The 17,013-nt window shown below is 51.3% G+C and carries 14 protein-coding genes; 3 read left to right on the forward strand and 11 right to left on the reverse strand.

Going from position 1 to position 17,013, the window contains the following annotated elements:
- Window positions 1-5: 5 nt before the first annotated feature.
- The 5 genes from J0X00_RS03830 to J0X00_RS03850 form a co-directional block, all read right to left on the reverse strand.
- A complete protein-coding gene (locus J0X00_RS03830) occupies window positions 6-1,529 on the reverse strand; it encodes an ABC transporter substrate-binding protein (RefSeq protein ID WP_282476365.1) in 1,524 nt (507 codons plus the stop codon).
- 115 nt (window positions 1,530-1,644) lie between these two features.
- Window positions 1,645-2,460, reverse strand: coding sequence for a dipeptide/oligopeptide/nickel ABC transporter ATP-binding protein (locus tag J0X00_RS03835; protein ID WP_136486791.1), 816 nt, complete (start codon window positions 2,458-2,460; stop codon window positions 1,645-1,647).
- The gene (locus J0X00_RS03840) at window positions 2,457-3,314 is read right to left on the reverse strand and encodes an ABC transporter ATP-binding protein (RefSeq protein WP_282476366.1); all 858 of its coding nucleotides are present in this window, start codon (window positions 3,312-3,314) and stop codon (window positions 2,457-2,459) included. Before J0X00_RS03840 ends, J0X00_RS03835 begins: the two co-directional genes overlap by 4 nt.
- A gap of 154 nt (window positions 3,315-3,468) precedes the next feature.
- Entirely contained in the window at window positions 3,469-4,476 is a 1,008-nt protein-coding gene (locus tag J0X00_RS03845) for a helix-turn-helix transcriptional regulator (protein ID WP_240798199.1), read from the reverse strand.
- Window positions 4,477-4,785: 309 nt separating this feature from the next.
- Window positions 4,786-7,242, reverse strand: a complete 2,457-nt coding sequence (locus tag J0X00_RS03850) for a glycoside hydrolase family 3 C-terminal domain-containing protein (RefSeq protein WP_282476367.1) — start codon at window positions 7,240-7,242, stop codon at window positions 4,786-4,788.
- 314 nt (window positions 7,243-7,556) lie between these two features.
- On the opposite strand from J0X00_RS03850, the gene yghU reads away from it, so the two are divergent.
- Window positions 7,557-8,417 (forward strand): glutathione-dependent disulfide-bond oxidoreductase, encoded by an 861-nt coding sequence (gene yghU, locus J0X00_RS03855; RefSeq protein WP_282476368.1) that lies wholly within the window; start codon window positions 7,557-7,559, stop codon window positions 8,415-8,417.
- Between the two features lie 86 nt (window positions 8,418-8,503).
- Here yghU and J0X00_RS03860 read toward each other — a convergent pair whose 3' ends face one another.
- Window positions 8,504-10,186 carry an electron transfer flavoprotein-ubiquinone oxidoreductase gene (locus tag J0X00_RS03860; protein ID WP_282476369.1) on the reverse strand — a complete coding sequence of 561 codons (1,683 nt, stop codon included), beginning with the start codon at window positions 10,184-10,186 and terminating at the stop codon, window positions 8,504-8,506.
- Between the two features lie 214 nt (window positions 10,187-10,400).
- Here J0X00_RS03860 and J0X00_RS03865 point away from each other — a divergent pair, with 214 nt between their 5' ends.
- Together J0X00_RS03865 and J0X00_RS03870 are read left to right on the forward strand one after the other, a co-directional pair.
- Window positions 10,401-11,153, forward strand: a complete 753-nt coding sequence (locus tag J0X00_RS03865) for an electron transfer flavoprotein subunit beta/FixA family protein (protein WP_282476370.1) — start codon at window positions 10,401-10,403, stop codon at window positions 11,151-11,153.
- A 50-nt stretch (window positions 11,154-11,203) separates the two neighbouring features.
- On the forward strand, window positions 11,204-12,139 hold the full coding sequence (locus J0X00_RS03870) for an FAD-binding protein (RefSeq protein WP_136486779.1): 936 nt from the start codon (window positions 11,204-11,206) through the stop codon (window positions 12,137-12,139).
- A gap of 155 nt (window positions 12,140-12,294) precedes the next feature.
- Here J0X00_RS03870 and J0X00_RS03875 read toward each other — a convergent pair whose 3' ends face one another.
- From J0X00_RS03875 to J0X00_RS03895, 5 genes are all read right to left on the reverse strand, one after another.
- The gene (locus J0X00_RS03875) at window positions 12,295-13,443 is read right to left on the reverse strand and encodes a dihydrolipoamide acetyltransferase family protein (protein ID WP_282476371.1); all 1,149 of its coding nucleotides are present in this window, start codon (window positions 13,441-13,443) and stop codon (window positions 12,295-12,297) included.
- Window positions 13,440-14,423 carry an alpha-ketoacid dehydrogenase subunit beta gene (locus tag J0X00_RS03880; RefSeq protein WP_136486775.1) on the reverse strand — a complete coding sequence of 328 codons (984 nt, stop codon included), beginning with the start codon at window positions 14,421-14,423 and terminating at the stop codon, window positions 13,440-13,442. Before J0X00_RS03880 ends, J0X00_RS03875 begins: the two co-directional genes overlap by 4 nt.
- A complete protein-coding gene (gene pdhA / locus J0X00_RS03885) occupies window positions 14,416-15,507 on the reverse strand; it encodes a pyruvate dehydrogenase (acetyl-transferring) E1 component subunit alpha (RefSeq protein WP_282476372.1) in 1,092 nt (363 codons plus the stop codon). The genes J0X00_RS03880 and pdhA overlap by 8 nt, the downstream gene beginning before the upstream one ends.
- Window positions 15,508-16,049: 542 nt before the next feature.
- On the reverse strand, window positions 16,050-16,568 hold the full coding sequence (locus J0X00_RS03890) for a cytochrome b/b6 domain-containing protein (RefSeq protein WP_282476373.1): 519 nt from the start codon (window positions 16,566-16,568) through the stop codon (window positions 16,050-16,052).
- The gene (locus J0X00_RS03895) at window positions 16,561-16,845 is read right to left on the reverse strand and encodes a PepSY domain-containing protein (protein WP_282476374.1); all 285 of its coding nucleotides are present in this window, start codon (window positions 16,843-16,845) and stop codon (window positions 16,561-16,563) included. The genes J0X00_RS03890 and J0X00_RS03895 overlap by 8 nt, the downstream gene beginning before the upstream one ends.
- Between the last annotated feature and the right edge of the window lie 168 nt (window positions 16,846-17,013).

The raw sequence follows: 17,013 nt of genomic DNA on the forward strand, positions 1-17,013 counted from the left end.
CTACCTTATTGCATGGTCTGTTGGTCAGACACCAGGTAGGTCTGATTGCTGACCAGCGTGCGTTCACGCGGGTCACGCACTGCCGCTCTTACTCGCTCTGATTCACCCTGGATAACGCGCTCGTGCAGCATAGGGATGGCGGCATCACTGGCGAGGATCAGACGCTCAGCCTCCATGATAGCCTGCTGACGTTCTGGTCCGGCCGGTAATGAAGCCGCGTGCTGCAGTGCATTATCGATGTCCGTCTGGCAAAGCTGAGCGATATTAAATGAGCCGGCGCAGCTGAAATCACTGTACATATAAGCAACCGGGTCGCCGGAGTCGAGTACGGTGGCACGGGAGAGAATAAAGGCATCAAATTTACCAGCCAGTGCATCAGACTCGATCTGCGAGTATTCGCGCACCACCTGATCTACCGTAAAGCCTGCATCTGTAAGTTGCTGAGCCAGGTACACGGCGACCTCAGGCAGTTCGGTGCGATCAGTAAACGTAGCCAGGGTGATATGCGCGCCTTCCGGCTGGGCTGCTGGCGTCGGGTTGGCGACTGGCTGACGCAGTTTCGCGGCCCAGGGCAACGCTGGCCCCAGCAAACCTTGGGCAATATCGGCCCGCTTTTCATAAACATTATCCACGATTTGAGCCCGGTTGATGGCATCGCGCGCAGCGGCACGCAGCGCCGGATCCTGCATTACCCCGTGACGAGTATTGAGATATAAAGTGTTGGTACGGGGCATTGGCACTTCGTGAATCAAAGACTGATCCAGTAACGGCGCCTGAGAAACAGGAATGGCTTCGACGATATCAGCGGAATGAGTACGTAGCGCTGAAGATCGGGCAAGACCATCGGGAACAAAGCTGACATCAATACCTTCGGCCTGTGCGGGTTCGCCCCAGTAATCAGGGTTACGGTCTAATGTTGCTGAACTGGTGCCGTTGACGCCGGTCAGTATAAATGGCCCGGTTCCAGCCAGCACCGGATTGATGACGCCATTTTCGCCATACGCACTGAGTGCGAGAATTGAAAGTTGCGGGCTGGTCAGACGTTGCGCCAGCAGAGGATCCGGTATTTCGCTGGTGATGATCACAGCGTGCTCGCCATCAGCACGGATTTGCAGTGTTACGCCATCCAGAATACGTGGTTTCGGCATTGCACTGGTTGCGGTGCTTAACGCGTTGACCACGGCTTTGGCCGTTAGTGGTGTGTGATCATGAAACGTCACGTCAGAGCGCAGCTGGAAACGCCAGGTTGTCGGACTCAGTTGTTCCCAATGGGTGGCGAGGGCAGGCGCAAGATTACCCTCTTGATCAAGAATGACCAGCGTTTCCGCTGTGCTCCAGCGAGACAATTTAAATGCATCGTCGCTGAGTGGAGTCAGGCCGGAACGCGGCGGCAGCAGCATGGCTAACTTAATGCGAGAGGATTGGGCCGAGTTTTCGCTGTTGATTGGTTGCTGTTGTTCAGAATCAAAGCAGCCCGAGAGCAGAGAAACGGACATAGCCAGCCCGAGCCAGGATTTGAGCGGTTTCATGAAGCAAAATATCCTTACTTATTAATTGGCAGACAATCGTGTTGACGCCGGTTGTGTGCAAAACGTGTTTTTACAAAAAAGTGTGTTTATAAAATCGTATCGGAACTCAATACAGTCAGAATGCGTGCACCTGCGAAGCCAGATGAGTTAAATTAATTTGCGGCACGGCATCAAGCAGCCTTTGCGTGTGCTGTGTCTCCGGACTCGCCAGCAGGTCTGCTGTCATCCGGTCTTCGACAATTTGCCCCTGGTGCATCACTATCATGCGTTCACACAGACCGGATGCCATCGAAATATCGTGAGTCACAACCAGCAAACCCATGCCATTTTGCTCGCACACGCTGCGCAGCAGGGCTTTCATCTGTTTACGTAAAGGCAAGTCCAGGCCACTGGTTGGTTCATCAGCCAGCAGGAATTTAGGTTTAACGATCAGGGCTCTGGCTAACGCGATGCGCTGGGCCTGACCACCGGATAATTCAGCCGCTTTGCGCTGCAGGATTTCCGGGGGTAACTCTACTTGGCGCACTGCCTGCTCCAGCATTGCCTGATCGGCGTTGCCCAGACCCAGTCTCTTGACCGGTTCAGCCAGCAAGCGGGCAACGCTTTGCTGCGGTGGCAGGGAAGTGTGTGGATCCTGCGGAATGTATTGCACCAGTCGACGGTAGGCTTTCATTGCTTTCCAGGACCTGTGGCGCAATGATTCACTTTCGCACTGGACATCACCACATTGCGGTAAAGCCAGTCCCAGAATGAGTTTCAGCAGGGTTGATTTACCGCTGCCGGATTCACCGACCAGTGCAATGCGTTCGTATTGGCCAAGTGTTAAATTGAGGTCGCGAATGATGTGACGCACCACTCCCGGCTGGCGGACGGTATAGCTCAGCTCGTTCAGACGCAGAAAAGGGGCGGAGGCAATAACGGAGACGCTCATGCGCTTTTGACCTCTGATGCAGATTGATCATTCCAGTCAATGACTTGATTGGCCGCACGTACAAGGCTTCGGGTGTATTCGTGCTCAGGTTGGGTTAACAACTGATGCATGGTTCCGGTTTCGACAATACGTCCGTTGTGCATCACGATCCCCCGTTCACATAACTGGGCCGCTACGTTGATATCGTGGGTAATGAACAACAGCGATAAACGGCGGCTGTGCAGTTGCTCCGGATGCTGGCAGGCATCTTGACCACAACACTGTTGCAGCAGCTCGATGACTTGTTTTTGATTGATGACATCCAGCGCGGTAGTCGGTTCATCAGCAACCAGCAGGTTGGAACCACTCAACAGAGCGAAGGCAATGCACAAACGCTGACGCTGGCCACCGGAAAGCTCTGAGGGTAAGCGATTGAGCAGGGCTTTCCCCTCAACAGTTGATTGCTCACTGTCATCGGCAGGGATGAGCTGCATCTGCTTGAGTAAGGGCAGTAAAGCTTGCTGTGAATGAATATTGGTACTGAGCGCCAGTTGTTTACCGACGCTCATCAGCGGGTTCAGTGCGCTGAACGTATCCTGGAATACGGTTGCCACACGTGCAGTGGACGGACGGCCAAGAACAGGCAGGGTCGTCACTGATTCACCATTAAAATGGATATTCCCCTCAACCTTGCAGTACGGGGCTAGAGTTCCGCTGATAGCCTTAGCCGTCAGTGACTTCCCCGAACCTGATGCGCCAAGCAGGCAAACACGTTCGCCTTCAAAAAGTTGTAGATTGATGTCACTGACCAGCTCGGACCCATCAATCGTAATTGATAAGTCTTTGATATCCAGTATACATTTTCTTTTATTCAAGCTTCTCAGCATAGTTGGGCCGTCTCATTATCCCTTTGTTATGTAATAACATAACAAAAGAGAGCGAAATGAGAAAGCTTTCTGTTGTTTTTTCAGCTTATGAATCGTGGTGAAAAGGTGCTGTCCCCCCTAAAAATCAGAGTGCAGCCTCGCTCTAGGGCAGTTGAGTGTGTTTTCTGAACTGAATCGGCGACATGTTAGTTTGAGTCCGGAAAAAACGAGAAAACACCGACTGAGAGGAAAAACGAGTCAATTCGCTGATCTCACTCATACTTTTGTTGGTTTCAGTCAGCAAAACAACCGCTTTATTGAGACGAACCTTGTTATAAAGATCGGTGAAACATTGATTCTCATTACTCAGTTTATTATTTAATGTCCAACGACTGATACGCAGGTATTCACAGACTTTGTTTAACGTGCTGTGACCACATGTCAGGTTATGTTGGGTCATCAAAGTAGCGATAATATTTTCAATGCTGGCCGAGAATGAAGATGATTGAATCGTTTGATGAATATTATCCAAAGTGCGCCGCTGTAACTGATATAAACGCTGATTAAATAATGCATTGGCTTGATTAACCAGAGGGGAGCGGATAATAAAATAGTTGTGACTGGTGCCGAATAAGCATTTTGTAGCAAAACGGCGATTAATCATTTTTTCCGGGATGTTGTTATTATGAATAAAACCTATTTCTGCCTGAAAATCGACCAGGTACTGGCTGCTGATGTCATGCAGAAAAGCAAAATTAGCCACAGCACTGGAGACCATTTGATTTGGCCCTTGATCGGTATAACCTACTTTCAGGCCGTTGGGTGTGACCTCAACCTCACACAGATCGCAATTGCCGATCAAAGCACGGTATCTTACGTAAGACCTTATGGCATCGGCTAATGACGCTTCATTGCAGCATAAACTGAACAGTTCAGGAAACAGGGAGTAGGCGTTCTCGAGGCCGGACTGCGCAAAGAAGGTTTTCTGATAAGGACGACATTCATCTAACAGTGCGTAATGAGCCTGGCTGCTGATCCGGCCATGCTTTTTGTTGAGTTCATAACGATTAATATCACACTTTTCAATAATAACATCATTATCAATGCCAAGCTGGGATAGTTGGTTTAATATACCAAAAGTTAATGAGCTCGATACACTGCTATTCATCATCCACCCTTTTATGTCCATATAAATGAGTCAACATCATTAGGCATGATTATATCAGTCTTCATGGTTTTATTTGTAAAGGAATATGAATTGGTGATGTCTATTCAAAAAATAAGGTCAGGCAATATTCTTGTTACTGAGCGTTGTCTATTTGATACGAAAACGTTTAATTTTCCTCACATTAATAAGACTAAAAAGCCCGCATGCGGGCTTTTTAGAAAATGAGCAACGGTTAATGACGCCGTGCTTATTTTTAACTGACTCTTTGTACCAGTGATTTTTTGCACAGGTGGTCGCTGTTTATAGAGGCGATTACTTAGCGACCGTGATGAGTCCTGCTGTGGTCACACCTTGCGGCAGAGCCAGCGCTCCTGGCGTGGTCTCGCTCACGACAATTTCCTTGCTGACGGTAAACGTAACCGGTGCGGTTGCTGCGCCGTTCAGCTTGCCATTGATATCTGAAGACGGAGCGATGTAGACCTGATAAGCGCCTGGTTCAATAATCCACTTGTTGCGACTGGCGTCAAAGCTGGCTAAATCGCGGGCAGAGATAGTAAACGCCAGTTTCTCATTCTGACCAGGTTGCAATAGCGAAGTCTTCGCGAATGCTTTCAGTTCAATAGCCGGCTTATCTAGTTTGCCCTGCGGAGCACTCACGTAGACCTGAGCCGCTTCTTTACCCGCGACATCGCCGGAATTATGAATGGTAGCAGAGAGCTGAATCAAGCCGCCTTTTTTACCTTTACGGCCAAGGGTGTTGGCAACCACTGTCGGGTTACGGTATTCAAAGTTAGTGTAAGACATACCATAGCCGAACGGATAGGCGGTATCGACATCGAACGACGTGTAGTAGCGGTAGCCGACATAAATCCCTTCGTTGTAATGTGACTCATCAACCAATCCGTCATTATCGATATCTGTCCCCGGGAAGGTCTGTGCCGATGGGACATCACTGTAGGATTTCGGCATGGTTTGCGCGAGCTTACCGCTTGGATTGACATCACCGGCCAGAATATCCGCGATCGCGTTGCCGGTTTCCTGACCGCCCATGTAGGCCAGCAGAATGGAGTCGACTTTATCTGACCATTCAGTGCTATCGACCACCCCGTTGACATTGAGTACCACGGTCACCGGTTTGCCTTCTGCGTGGAAAGCCGCTGAGACAGCGTTGATGATCTGCAGCTCTTCGTCGGTCAGCAGGTAATCACCGCGCGTATTGGTGCGATCGCCGCCTTCACCCGCCTGGCGTCCGATGGTGATAACCGCTGCATCATCGTTTTGCGCGGCGGCGTCGACCAGGCTTTGTAACTGTTCGCTGACCGGTGGTTCTTCACAATATTCATAACCGCCGAGCAGGGCATCGTTGGTCTGCTTATTTTCGGCAAAATAGGTCGTGTAGTAATCCGTCAGTTCACTATTGACCTCAAACTTCTCTTCCAGAGCCGGGGCAATGTGCGCTATGTAGGCGGCGTTGACATCACCACTACCGGTCCCGCCTTTGAGAGTGTTGATCTGTGTGGTGCCGAATGAAGCGACTTTGGCACCAGAAGAGAGCGGCAGGGAAGCGTTACTGTTTTTCAGCAGTACCATACCTTCCGCTGCAGCCTGACGAGCGAGCTCGGCGTGCGCATCCAAATCAGGTTGATTCGAGTAGGAGTAGTTCAGGTAGGACGGGGTTTTCTGTACTTGGGTCAGGATTGCGACCACACTGTTGTCGATCGCTTCCATGCTCAGTGTGCCGGCCGCGTAAGAGGCTGCCAGATCGGCTTTTACGCCGCCCGGTTCGATCAAATCGTTGCCGGCACTGACCTGTTTTGCCGCCGATTCGACATCCCGGCCGACATCACCGCTAAAGTCGCTGGTCAAACCGGATACGTTACCGGCAAACCAGTCAGACATCGCCAGGCCTTTAAAGCCCCATTCGCCGCGCAGGATATCCGTCATGATGTCCTGACGCTGGTTGACATAAGTACCGTTGACCAGATTGTAAGAGCTCATGATCGCCCAGGGCTGGGCATCTTCTACCGCAATCTGGAAGCCGCGCAGGTAGATCTCACGCAGGGTACGCGGGTCTGCGATGGTGTCGTTGAAAAAGCGGTTGGTTTCTGCGTTGTTGGCGACAAAATGCTTGATTGTGGCACCGATGTGATTCGATTGCAGCCCGTTGACCATGGCGGCGGCAATCTGGCCGGAAACAATCGGATCTTCAGAATAGTATTCAAAGTTACGTCCCAGCAGCGGGTTACGCTGGATATTCATTCCCGGAGCGAGCAGAAAATCGACACCGTACTCTTTGACCTCGTTACCTTCAGCCCGACCAACCTGCTCAACCAGGCGGGTATCCCAGGTTGAAGCGAGTAGTGAGCCAATTGGCCATGCAGTCGCATAATAGGTGCTGTTAACATTATCGCGGGTCGGATTAATGCGCAGGCCGGCCGGCCCATCAGCCAGTTTAATCGCCGGGATATCCAGTTTACGGTTTTTCACGCCGTTGATGTAACCGGCGACGCCACTGACATCTTTACTTTCATCCAGGTTAATCGCGTCCTGACCTTGGTAAGTGGTCAAATCCATGCCAGGTCCAGACAGGATGTCTAGTTTCTCACTCAGGCTGAGTTTTTTCACCATAGATTCCGCTTTCTTGCGATATTTGACACCGTTGTGCTGAATCTGGGTGTGGTCTTTCGCCGGAGCGGCCACTGCTGTGCCAGACACGGTCATGGCAACCGCGATGGTGACTAATGTAGGCAACGTTTTGAATTGAGACATGGTGTTTCCTTATTAATTATTATTCCATATGAATGAACGAGTCAGCGGAGTGGTCTCCGTGCTCTTCTGTACTCACTTCATACCTTAAGGGATCGCATCGCCGGCGTGCTTTGCATCTGGGAGAAATATTTGACATTTCGGGGAAGAGTTGTGAAATGTGATATCGGTGGCGAGTTTGCCACAGACTCTGGTTATGCTTTGTGTCACCAAGTCATAACCATTCGATCTAACTAAATGAGTCGCAGGGGTTTTTATCTGAGCCTGCCACCCCTATATCTGTGTATGCCGAACTCCAACATCAATAAGGAAACATAATGTCTAACGTATATGTACCACCAAAAGTTTGGACAATGGACAGCGAAAACGGCGGTCAGTGGGCGAGTATTAACCGACCTGACTCCGGCGCACGTCATGAAAAAGAATTACCGCTAGGGGAGCACCCGATCCAGCTGTACTCAATGGGAACTCCGAACGGACAGAAAGTGACCATCATGCTCGAAGAGCTGCTGGCACTGGGTGTCAAAGAAGCCGAATATGATGCATTTCTGATTCGCATCGGCGAAGGTGACCAGTTTGGCTCCGGATTTGTGGCGGTTAACCCGAATTCAAAGATTCCGGCGCTGGTGGATCGTTCCGGCGATGCTGCGATTAACGTTTTCGAATCGGGTAACATTCTGTTCTATCTTGCAGAAAAGTTTGGCCATCTGTTGCCAACCGATGTTGCTGCGCGCGCGCAGGTGATGAACTGGTTGTTCTGGCTGCAAGGATCTGCGCCATACCTGGGCGGTGGTTTTGGCCACTTCTACGCCTATGCGCCGGAAAAATTCGAGTATCCGATTAACCGTTTCGCGATGGAAGCCAAGCGTCAACTGGATGTGCTGGACAAGCAACTGGCAAACCACACCTTTATTGCTGGTGAAGAGTACAGCATTGCCGACATTGCTATCTGGCCTTGGTACGGTAACCTGGTACTGAACAACTCTTACGATGCGGCTGAATTCCTTGATGTACAAAGCTATCAGCACGTGCAGCGTTGGGCGAAAATGATGGCGCAACGTCCTGCTGTTCAGCGCGGCCGTATTGTTAACCGGCCATTTGGTGAAGAGTGGGAAGGCATTGAAGAGCGCCACAGCGCTGCTGACATTGATGCGGCACTGGCCAAAAAGCCTCAGTAAACGCCGAACAAAGTAACAAGAGAGCTGCGGCTCTCTTTTTTGATCTTAGCGTATTTTGACCTGAGTTACATGCCACGGTAATGATGTTACATGCTGCGGTAATTAGGGCCGCCTCCGCCTTCCGGCGGGCACCAGTCGATGTTCTGTGACGGATCTTTGATGTCACAGGTTTTGCAGTGGATACAGTTCGCGGCATTAATCTGAAACTGAGGCTCTCCATTGACCTGAATCACCTCATACACTCCGGCCGGGCAGTAGCGTTGCGCCGGTTCGGCATATTTTGCCAGGTGCACCTGAATCGGAATGGTCGGGTCGCGCAGTTTAAGGTGGCAAGGCTGATCTTCTTCATGGCGTGTTGCGGTTAAATAGACAGAGGATGCTTTATCAAAGCTGAGTACACCATCGGGTTTTGGGTAATCGATCGGATGGCTGTGACTGATGCAAATAAGCCGTTCGTGATCAGCAAACGGGTCCTCCATCTGCCATGGGGCTGCGCGTTTGAACAGCGGCACCCAGACATTCTGCTCCAGGCTGTTGATCACGCCCCCTGCAAGGTTGCCGTAGCGGTGGATAGTGGCGCAAAAATTTTGCGATTGTTCCAGTTCGGTGTAAAGCCAGGAAGATTCGAACCGGGTTTGATAATCCGGTTCAGTCGGTGATTGGCCGGATTGCAGGCAGGCCGCAAAAACGGCTTCAGCGGCCAGCATGCCGGATTTCATCGCGGTATGGCAGCCCTTTATTTTGGCGAAATTGAGTGTGCCCGCATCACAACCTATCAGCAGCCCGCCGGGAAACTGCTGTTTGGGCAGAGAATTGAGCCCGCCTTTTGCGATGGCCCGCGCACCGTAGCCGATGCGCTGCCCACCAGTCAGATACTGACTGATTGCGGGGTGATGTTTGAGGCGTTGAAACTCTTCGAACGGATTCAGATACGGGTTGTGATAGTTGAGGTCGGTGATCAGGCCAACTGCGACCTGATTGTCGCCAAGGTGATATAAAAAGCTGCCGCCGGTGGTATGGGTTTCATTGAGCGGCCAGCCCAGGCCATGCAGCACGAAACCGGGCGTGTTGTGGGGATGCTCGTCTGGCAATTGCCAGATCTCTTTCAAGCCCAGCGCATAATGCTGCGGCTGACGGCCGCGGTCGAGGTCAAAATGTTCTATCAGGGCTTTGCCAAGGTGGCCGCGTGCACCTTCAGCGAAAACGGTGTATTTGGCTTTGAGTTCAATGCCGGGCTCAAAACTGCGTTTTTGATCGCCATTTTTATCCAGGCCCATATCGGATGTGGTGACGCCTGTGACTGCGCCGTTATCAGCATAGTTTATTGTTGCAGCGGCAAAGCCGGGAAAGATCTCTACGCCGAGCTCTTCCGCCTGAACCGCAAGCCAGCGACACAATTCCCCCAAACTAATCACGTAATTTTTCTGACTGTTGTGCATGGTTTTAGGAACGACAAAGCGTGGCAGGCGGATATGATTATGTTCTGTGACCAGGTAAGTAAATTCATCATGACTGACCGGAGTGGTGAGTGGTGCCTGGCGGCTGACCCAGTCAGGAAACAGTTCATCCAACGCTGTAGTTTCAAACAGAGCGCCAGACAGTATATGGGCGCCGACTTCCGAGCCTTTTTCCACCACACAGATGCTGAGTCCGGGGCGGTTTTCACCTTGCTGCTCCTGGCTCAGTTGCGCCAGGCGGCAGGCACAGCTCAGCCCGGCGGGACCTGCACCGACAATGACCACATCAAACTCCATCGATTCTCGTTCCATGTCCCCGTCCTCGTTTCATGGCTGCGTGGCGCCTCTGCTCATGTATGGAGTAACTATAGTTCAGTTGACGTAAACGTAAACTAAACTAAGCTCAAATTAGCATCATCAAAAAAGCGGGCATAATCAGCTTAACGTACGATTAAACAGTGTATTAGCCAGCTTTCCTCAGTGAAAATAAAACCCCGATACAAGATCGAGTGCATAAGGAGGCGATGTGAAAGTCTTAGTTGCGATTAAACGTGTCGTTGACGCTTACGTAAAGGTACGAGTGAAAAGCGACGGCTCAGGCGTTGAAACGAACAACGTAAAAATGGCAATCAATCCATTTTGCGAGATCGCCGTCGAAGAGGCGATTCGGTTGCGTGAAGCTGGCAGCGCCGATGAAGTGGTGGTGGTTTCAATCGGCGCTTTAGCGTGCCAGGAGCAATTACGAACCGCGTTGGCTTTGGGTGCCGACAGCGCGATTCATATCGAAACCGAACAAGTCCCGGAGCCCTTGTCGGTGGCCAAATTGCTGCATGCCGTAATGGAAAAAGAGCAGCCGGGCCTGGTTCTGTTGGGTAAACAATCAATCGATACCGACAATAATCAGGTGGCGCAGATGCTCGCGGCGCTGAGTGGCAGACCGCAGGGCACTTTTGCTTCAGCCGTACAGGTACAGGGCCAGGACGTGATGGTCACCCGTGAAATTGATGGCGGACTGGAAACGTTAAAGCTGAACCTGCCAGCCATCATCAGTACCGATTTGCGCCTTAATGAACCGCGTTATGCCTCCTTACCGAATATCATGAAAGCCAAGCGTAAACCTATGGAGGTTCTCAGCGCCGAATCTCTGGGTGTCACTCTGATTCAACATCAGCAAGTACTGGACGTGATGTCGCCGCCACAACGCAGAGCAGGAATAATTGTTTCCGGGGTCGATGAATTAGTCGACAAGCTAAGAAATGAAGCCAAAGTGATTGATTAATCGTGATATCTCTTGCGAGTGCACGAGCGTGACAGAAACGGGAGCGAACGATGACGGATAAAGTGTTAGTGATTGCTGAACATAACAGTCAATATCCGGCGGTTGATACCTTACGAACCCTGCAAGCCGCACAAAGTCTGCATAGTGACATTGATGTTATGGTGATTGGTTATGGCTGTGAAGCGGTTGCCGAGGCGCTGCGCACTTGTCAGGGGATCGACACGGTCTGGCTGGCAGACGACGCGGTGTATGAGCACCATCTGGCGGAAAATATGGCTGAATTGATTGCCGATGTGGGCAAAGATTACCGTCATATTCTTGCTCCGGCGACCACATTTGGGAAAAACCTGCTGCCACGGGTTGCGGCGCTGCTGGATGTCGGGCAACTCTCGGATGTGGTTGAGATAGAGTCCGCCGATACCGTGGTGCGCCCGATTTATGCCGGCAATGCACTGTGCCGGGTCAAATCGCTCGATGCGATTAAAGTGATGACGATTCGCAGCTCTGCGTTTGCTTCTGTGTCGACTCAAGGCGGCAACGCTCAAGTGTCTGCGCTGGAGCAGGTCATCAAGTCCACCCAGTCGCAATTTATTGAGCGGCAGCAGGCGCAAAGTGAACGTCCGCAACTGGGCGCTGCCCGTGTTGTCGTATCTGGTGGTCGTGGTCTGGGCAGTAAGCAGCAGTTTCAGCTGGTGGAACAGTTGGCAGATAAACTGGGCGGGGCTATCGGCGCCTCGCGTGCGGCGGTAGATGCCGGCTTTGTTTCGAACGACTTGCAGGTAGGGCAGACAGGGAAAATTGTTGCTCCTGAGCTCTATATCGCCGTCGGTATTTCTGGCGCCATTCAGCATGTGGCGGGCATGAAAGATTCTAAAGTGATTGTTGCTATCAACAGCGATCCGGACGCGCCTATTTTTCAACTGGCGGACTATGGGCTGGTGGGGGATTTGTTCGAGATTATGCCCAAGTTGATTGACGCGCTGTAATCGTCGAAGGCAATGTGGCAAATCCGGTCTGATTCACACAGTTTGCTCCTGTATCGAAAAACACTGTCTCATTGCCAGCACTTTAGTGGATGAAAAACAGCGGCCATAGACTGGCCGCTGTTGGTATTGATGAGTCGTTCCGGCATGACACGATATTACGTGCTTGGTCGCTGCAGATCGTCGACTAAAGCGCGCGCAAAGCGTGCGGCTTCCCCGCCGGTACAGGCTCTGTGGTCAAACGTGATAGAGAGTGGCATGGTTTTCACGTTCATCAACTGCTCATTTTTTATCATTACTCTTTCCACTATGCGTCCGGCCCCGACGATGGTGACCTGAGGCGGAGTAACAACTGGTGTGGCAAAAATGCCGGCAATGGCGCCAAAGTTAGAGAGTGTGATGGTGGCGTGTTGCAGTTGCTCGCGACCGATTTTACGTTCACGAATCCCCTGAACGGTATTATCCAGCCACTGGCGCAGCTCAGAGGGTTCGAACTCGTTGGCTTTACGCAGCACCGGGACATACAAGCCGTGCGAGCTGTCAACGGCAATACCGATATTGACCACGTTATGCACACAACGAGTCATGGTATCGGCATCAAACCAGGCATTGAGCGCGGGCTCCTGCTGACAGGCAAAGCAGATGGCCTGAATCAGGCGAATAGAAATGTCCTCACCGGGCTTCCAGTCCATCAGCAGGGCTTCTTCCGTAATGGTAACGGCAGCGACCTGTAAATGTGATTCCGTCATGGTATTAACCATAGTACGGCGTGCACCTTTGAGGACTTCGGTTCCCGGAATTTGCTTATCTGCGGCCTGATACACATCCGTTTCCAAAATCAGTCCGTCCGGACCGCTCCCCGAGACACGCAGCAAATCAACTCCGAGGCGTTTGGCGAGGAGACGGGCTGCGGGCATCGCACTTAATGGTTTTTGTACCGGCTGAACATGTTCACTGCTGCCGATCCAGAAGTCGTCGACATCAACGCTGTGGGATTGATTAGAGACGTTACCAACGACGGTTGCTGCATCCTGGCGTTTTTTACTCACGTCACCGTTTTGCTGGCTGGTGGCCTGATCTTCAATTTCAAGCAGCAGGCTACCAATATTGATGACATCACCTTCTTCACCGTGGCGACTGACAATTTTACCTGCATAAGGTGCCGGGACTTCCACCACAGCTTTGGCCGTTTCGACCGTCAGCACGACCTGATCGACTTCAACCCAGTCACCGACGTTTACGTGCCATTCAACAATTTCTGATTCGGCCAATCCTTCACCAAGGTCTGGTAACATAAATGACTTCATTTCCAACCCTCCACTAATTCCCGTGCTGCCAGGACAATGTCCTGTTCCTGAATCATGAAATAAGCTTCATTCTTGTAATAAGGCATTATGGTATCCATACCTGTCACCCGTTTAGGTGGTGCTTTGAGCAAGCACATGGCGTTTTCGGCGACACGGGCGAGGATTTCCGCCCCGACCGCGCAACTGCGGCTTGCTTCGTGGACGACCAGCAGACGACCGGTCTTTTGCAATGAGCGTTGTATGGTCGCCATATCAATCGGTTTGATACTGGCCAGGTCGATAACTTCCACTTCAACTCCTTGTGACGAGAGTGTCTTCGCAGCCTGCAGCGATTCCACGACGCATGCGCCCCAGGTGACCAGAGTCAGATCCCGGCCTTTGCGCAGGGTAAAGCAGGTATCTAAGGGCAGCGCTTCACCGTTATCTGTGACATTCGATTTCACTGTGCGGTAGATTCGTTTGGGCTCAAAAAACATCACCGGATCATTGCTACGTATCGCCGCCAGTAACAGGCCATAGGCCCGCTGTGGTGAAGAAGGAATGACCACTTTAAAACCGGGAATATGGGCAAACAGAGCTTCAACGCTTTCCGAGTGATGTTCAGGTGCATGGATACCGCCGCCGAATGGCGCCCGGAATACCGCCGGGCAGGTGAGACGGCCACGGGTTCGGTTACGCATCCGCGCAGCATGGCACATCAGATGTTCCATGGCCGGAAAAACAAAGCCCTGGAACTGAAATTCGGCTACCGGGCGCAGTCCCTGAGTCGCCATACCGACAGCGACACCGCCGATCAGCGCTTCAGCCAGCGGTGTATCAATGACGCGCTTGAAACCATACTTCTCTTTGAGTCCGACCGTAGCGCGAAATACCCCGCCGTTATCACCCACATCCTCGCCCATCACGATGACGCTGGGGTCGTGTTCCATTTCATGATGCAGAGCCAGATTGACCGCTTCCACCAGTGTCATTTCACTCATGTTGACCTCCTTGCATGCGCATCGCCTTATTGATCAGTTCGTCACGCTGAGCGTGCAGATCAGGAGATAACGACTCATAAAGAAAATCAAAAGCGGACTCCGGCGCCTGAGGAGGTAAATCCAGATAACGTTGCACGGCGTGCTCAACCACCTCTTTACAGTGCTCCAGCCAGTTTTCTTCTTCCTGTTCGCTCCAGGCATTCTGGTTCATCAGGTAAGATTTTAGCCGGGCAACGGGTTCAAATTGCCAGGCTTGTTGCAGCTCGTCTTCGCTGCGGTAACGACTGGCATCATCGGCGGTGGTGTGATCGCTGAGGCGATAGCTGACGGCTTCAATTAAGGTTGCACCTTTGCCTTTGCGCGCCCGATCCAGGCTGGTTCGCACGGCGTCGTAAACCGCGACAATATCATTACCATCAACCGTAATGCCCGGAATACCGGCGCCCTTGGCTTTTTCCGATAAGAATTCGGCAGCGCATTGCAAATGGCGGGGAACAGAAATTGCCCATTGGTTGTTGTTCACCACAAACACCAAAGGAATGTGCCAGGCCCCGGCGCAGTTGATAGCTTCAAGAAAATCACCTTTTGAGGTGCCGCCATCGCCACACATCACCAGGGCGGCCTGATGTTGTCCCTGAATTTTCAGGGCAGCGGCGACACCGACTGCGTGCGTACATTGCGTGGCAATCGGAACGCAGAATGGCAGGTCACGACAGTGCTGCTCAGGATCAGGGGAAAAATCACTGCCTCGCTCGTCACCGCCCCAGTACTGGAGATTTTTTTCCATCGCGATACCTCGTGCCCACATTGCGGGCATATCACGATAGTAGGGGATAAAGACGTCATCGCGCTGCAAAGCGCGACCCACAGCGATGCCAACGGCTTCTGCTCCCAGATGGGAGGGATAAGTACCAAGCTTACCGGTGCGTTGCAGGGCCACAGCTTTGTGATCGTAGGTTCGGGTCAGCAACATATCACGATAAAAACTGGTCAGTGTTGCGATGTCTGCCCAAGCCGGTAGTGCTCTGAGCAGGTTGCCATGATGGTCGATAAATCGCTCCATAGGGAGTGCCTGAACGTTCATCTCAAGCTCCTTTTCGCCACTGCAGTGTCAAGCGCTGCCGGCAATCACATGTCATATAAAACTCACCAACAATCGGACGGGAAACGCTCGCGACTATTGGTCGATTTAGGAACAATACTCGATACTTGTGGGGCTTCATGTATAAAACTGATTGTCGCTCAAGCAAGCAGTTCTCAAATCGTAAAACATAATGTGCTGCAAATCTGTCTGGATCGACGCCACGGAACGGCTTATTTCGCCTTGTTCCAGCAAGCAATGTTGCGATTACCAGATAGGGTAAGTGTAACTAAAATGTTAAAAATCGCACAAAGTCGGGGCAGATGAGAGAGTAAAATAATGCTTACACCCGATACAGGTTAGTGAAATATTCTGGATTTATCGGGGCTTAGATCAGTAGATTGAAGATATCTGCCAAGTTGCAATCAATAATTGCACAAATATGGTGAAGATTGCATTTTGAGGAAAATTGTCCGTTGGGACGCTGGAAATAAAAAGAGAAAGCCGGGGGAAGCTTTCTCTTAACGTTGACTCAAAACACCAGATTACTTGTCACTGCTACGTTGCGGGAGCATGCTTTTCACGTAAGAACGTTTTACCCAATGAGTCATAAATATCACCGCACAGATATGCGTTGCGACCGCCAGCATGGTCAGGTTGGCAAAAAATTCATGAATCGCTTTCATGCCATCTTCACCCCAGAACATGTCTAACTGGGTTGCCCAGCCAGTGATTCCGGTGCTGATTAAGGCTAACCACATTACCCAGATCATGACGGCACCGGCCGGGTTGTGGGCAATATGGCTGTCCTGCTTTGTGGTCAGTACTTCTTTAAGGTGTGACATCGCCTGACGCACGGATGGTCGGAACGCGGAAAGACGAGCGGGAGAATCGGTGATGATCCCCCAGGTCAGGCGCACCGAGAGGGCGGCCAGTACAAAGTAGCCCACCCATTCGTGTATTTCGCTGCCAGTTTCGGTCACAAAGTAGTTGGACAGGAAGAGTACAGCCACGACCCAGTGGGTCAGACGCACAATACTGTCCCATACATAAGGCTTAGTCATCTTTCTCCTCTTTTACTATGCTCATGTCAACCGGGTTAAAATAGATCTCAACACGATGTTTTTCTGCATCATAGCCATACAACTCATAACAACTGGTCTTCGTCGTTTTAAATTTCTTAATGCTGTAACCCATGTCCAATACCTGCTGTTTCGCCTGTGCAAAAGGCATCCAACTGGATTCAGGTTCGGTGGTGCAGGTTGGATCGGCCAATGCAGCAGATGAGGCAGCCAGGGTAGCAATCAGAAGTCCGGTACGCAGTGGGGTAATGACAGACATAGCTTCTCCTTGAGATTATCGATGATGTCTGCAGATGACTATGCCTACGGACACTTAAGAGAAACTTAAGAAATCATGATCCAGTGAAGGGCAAGGATTATCTTCTGAATAAATCGTAAACCGGTTGTAACGAAGTCGTTATAACCGGTAGAGGATCCGATAGAGGAT

The sequence above is a fragment of the Vibrio sp. ABG19 genome (assembly GCF_029962385.1).
Classification (GTDB): domain Bacteria; phylum Pseudomonadota; class Gammaproteobacteria; order Enterobacterales; family Vibrionaceae; genus Vibrio; species Vibrio ostreae.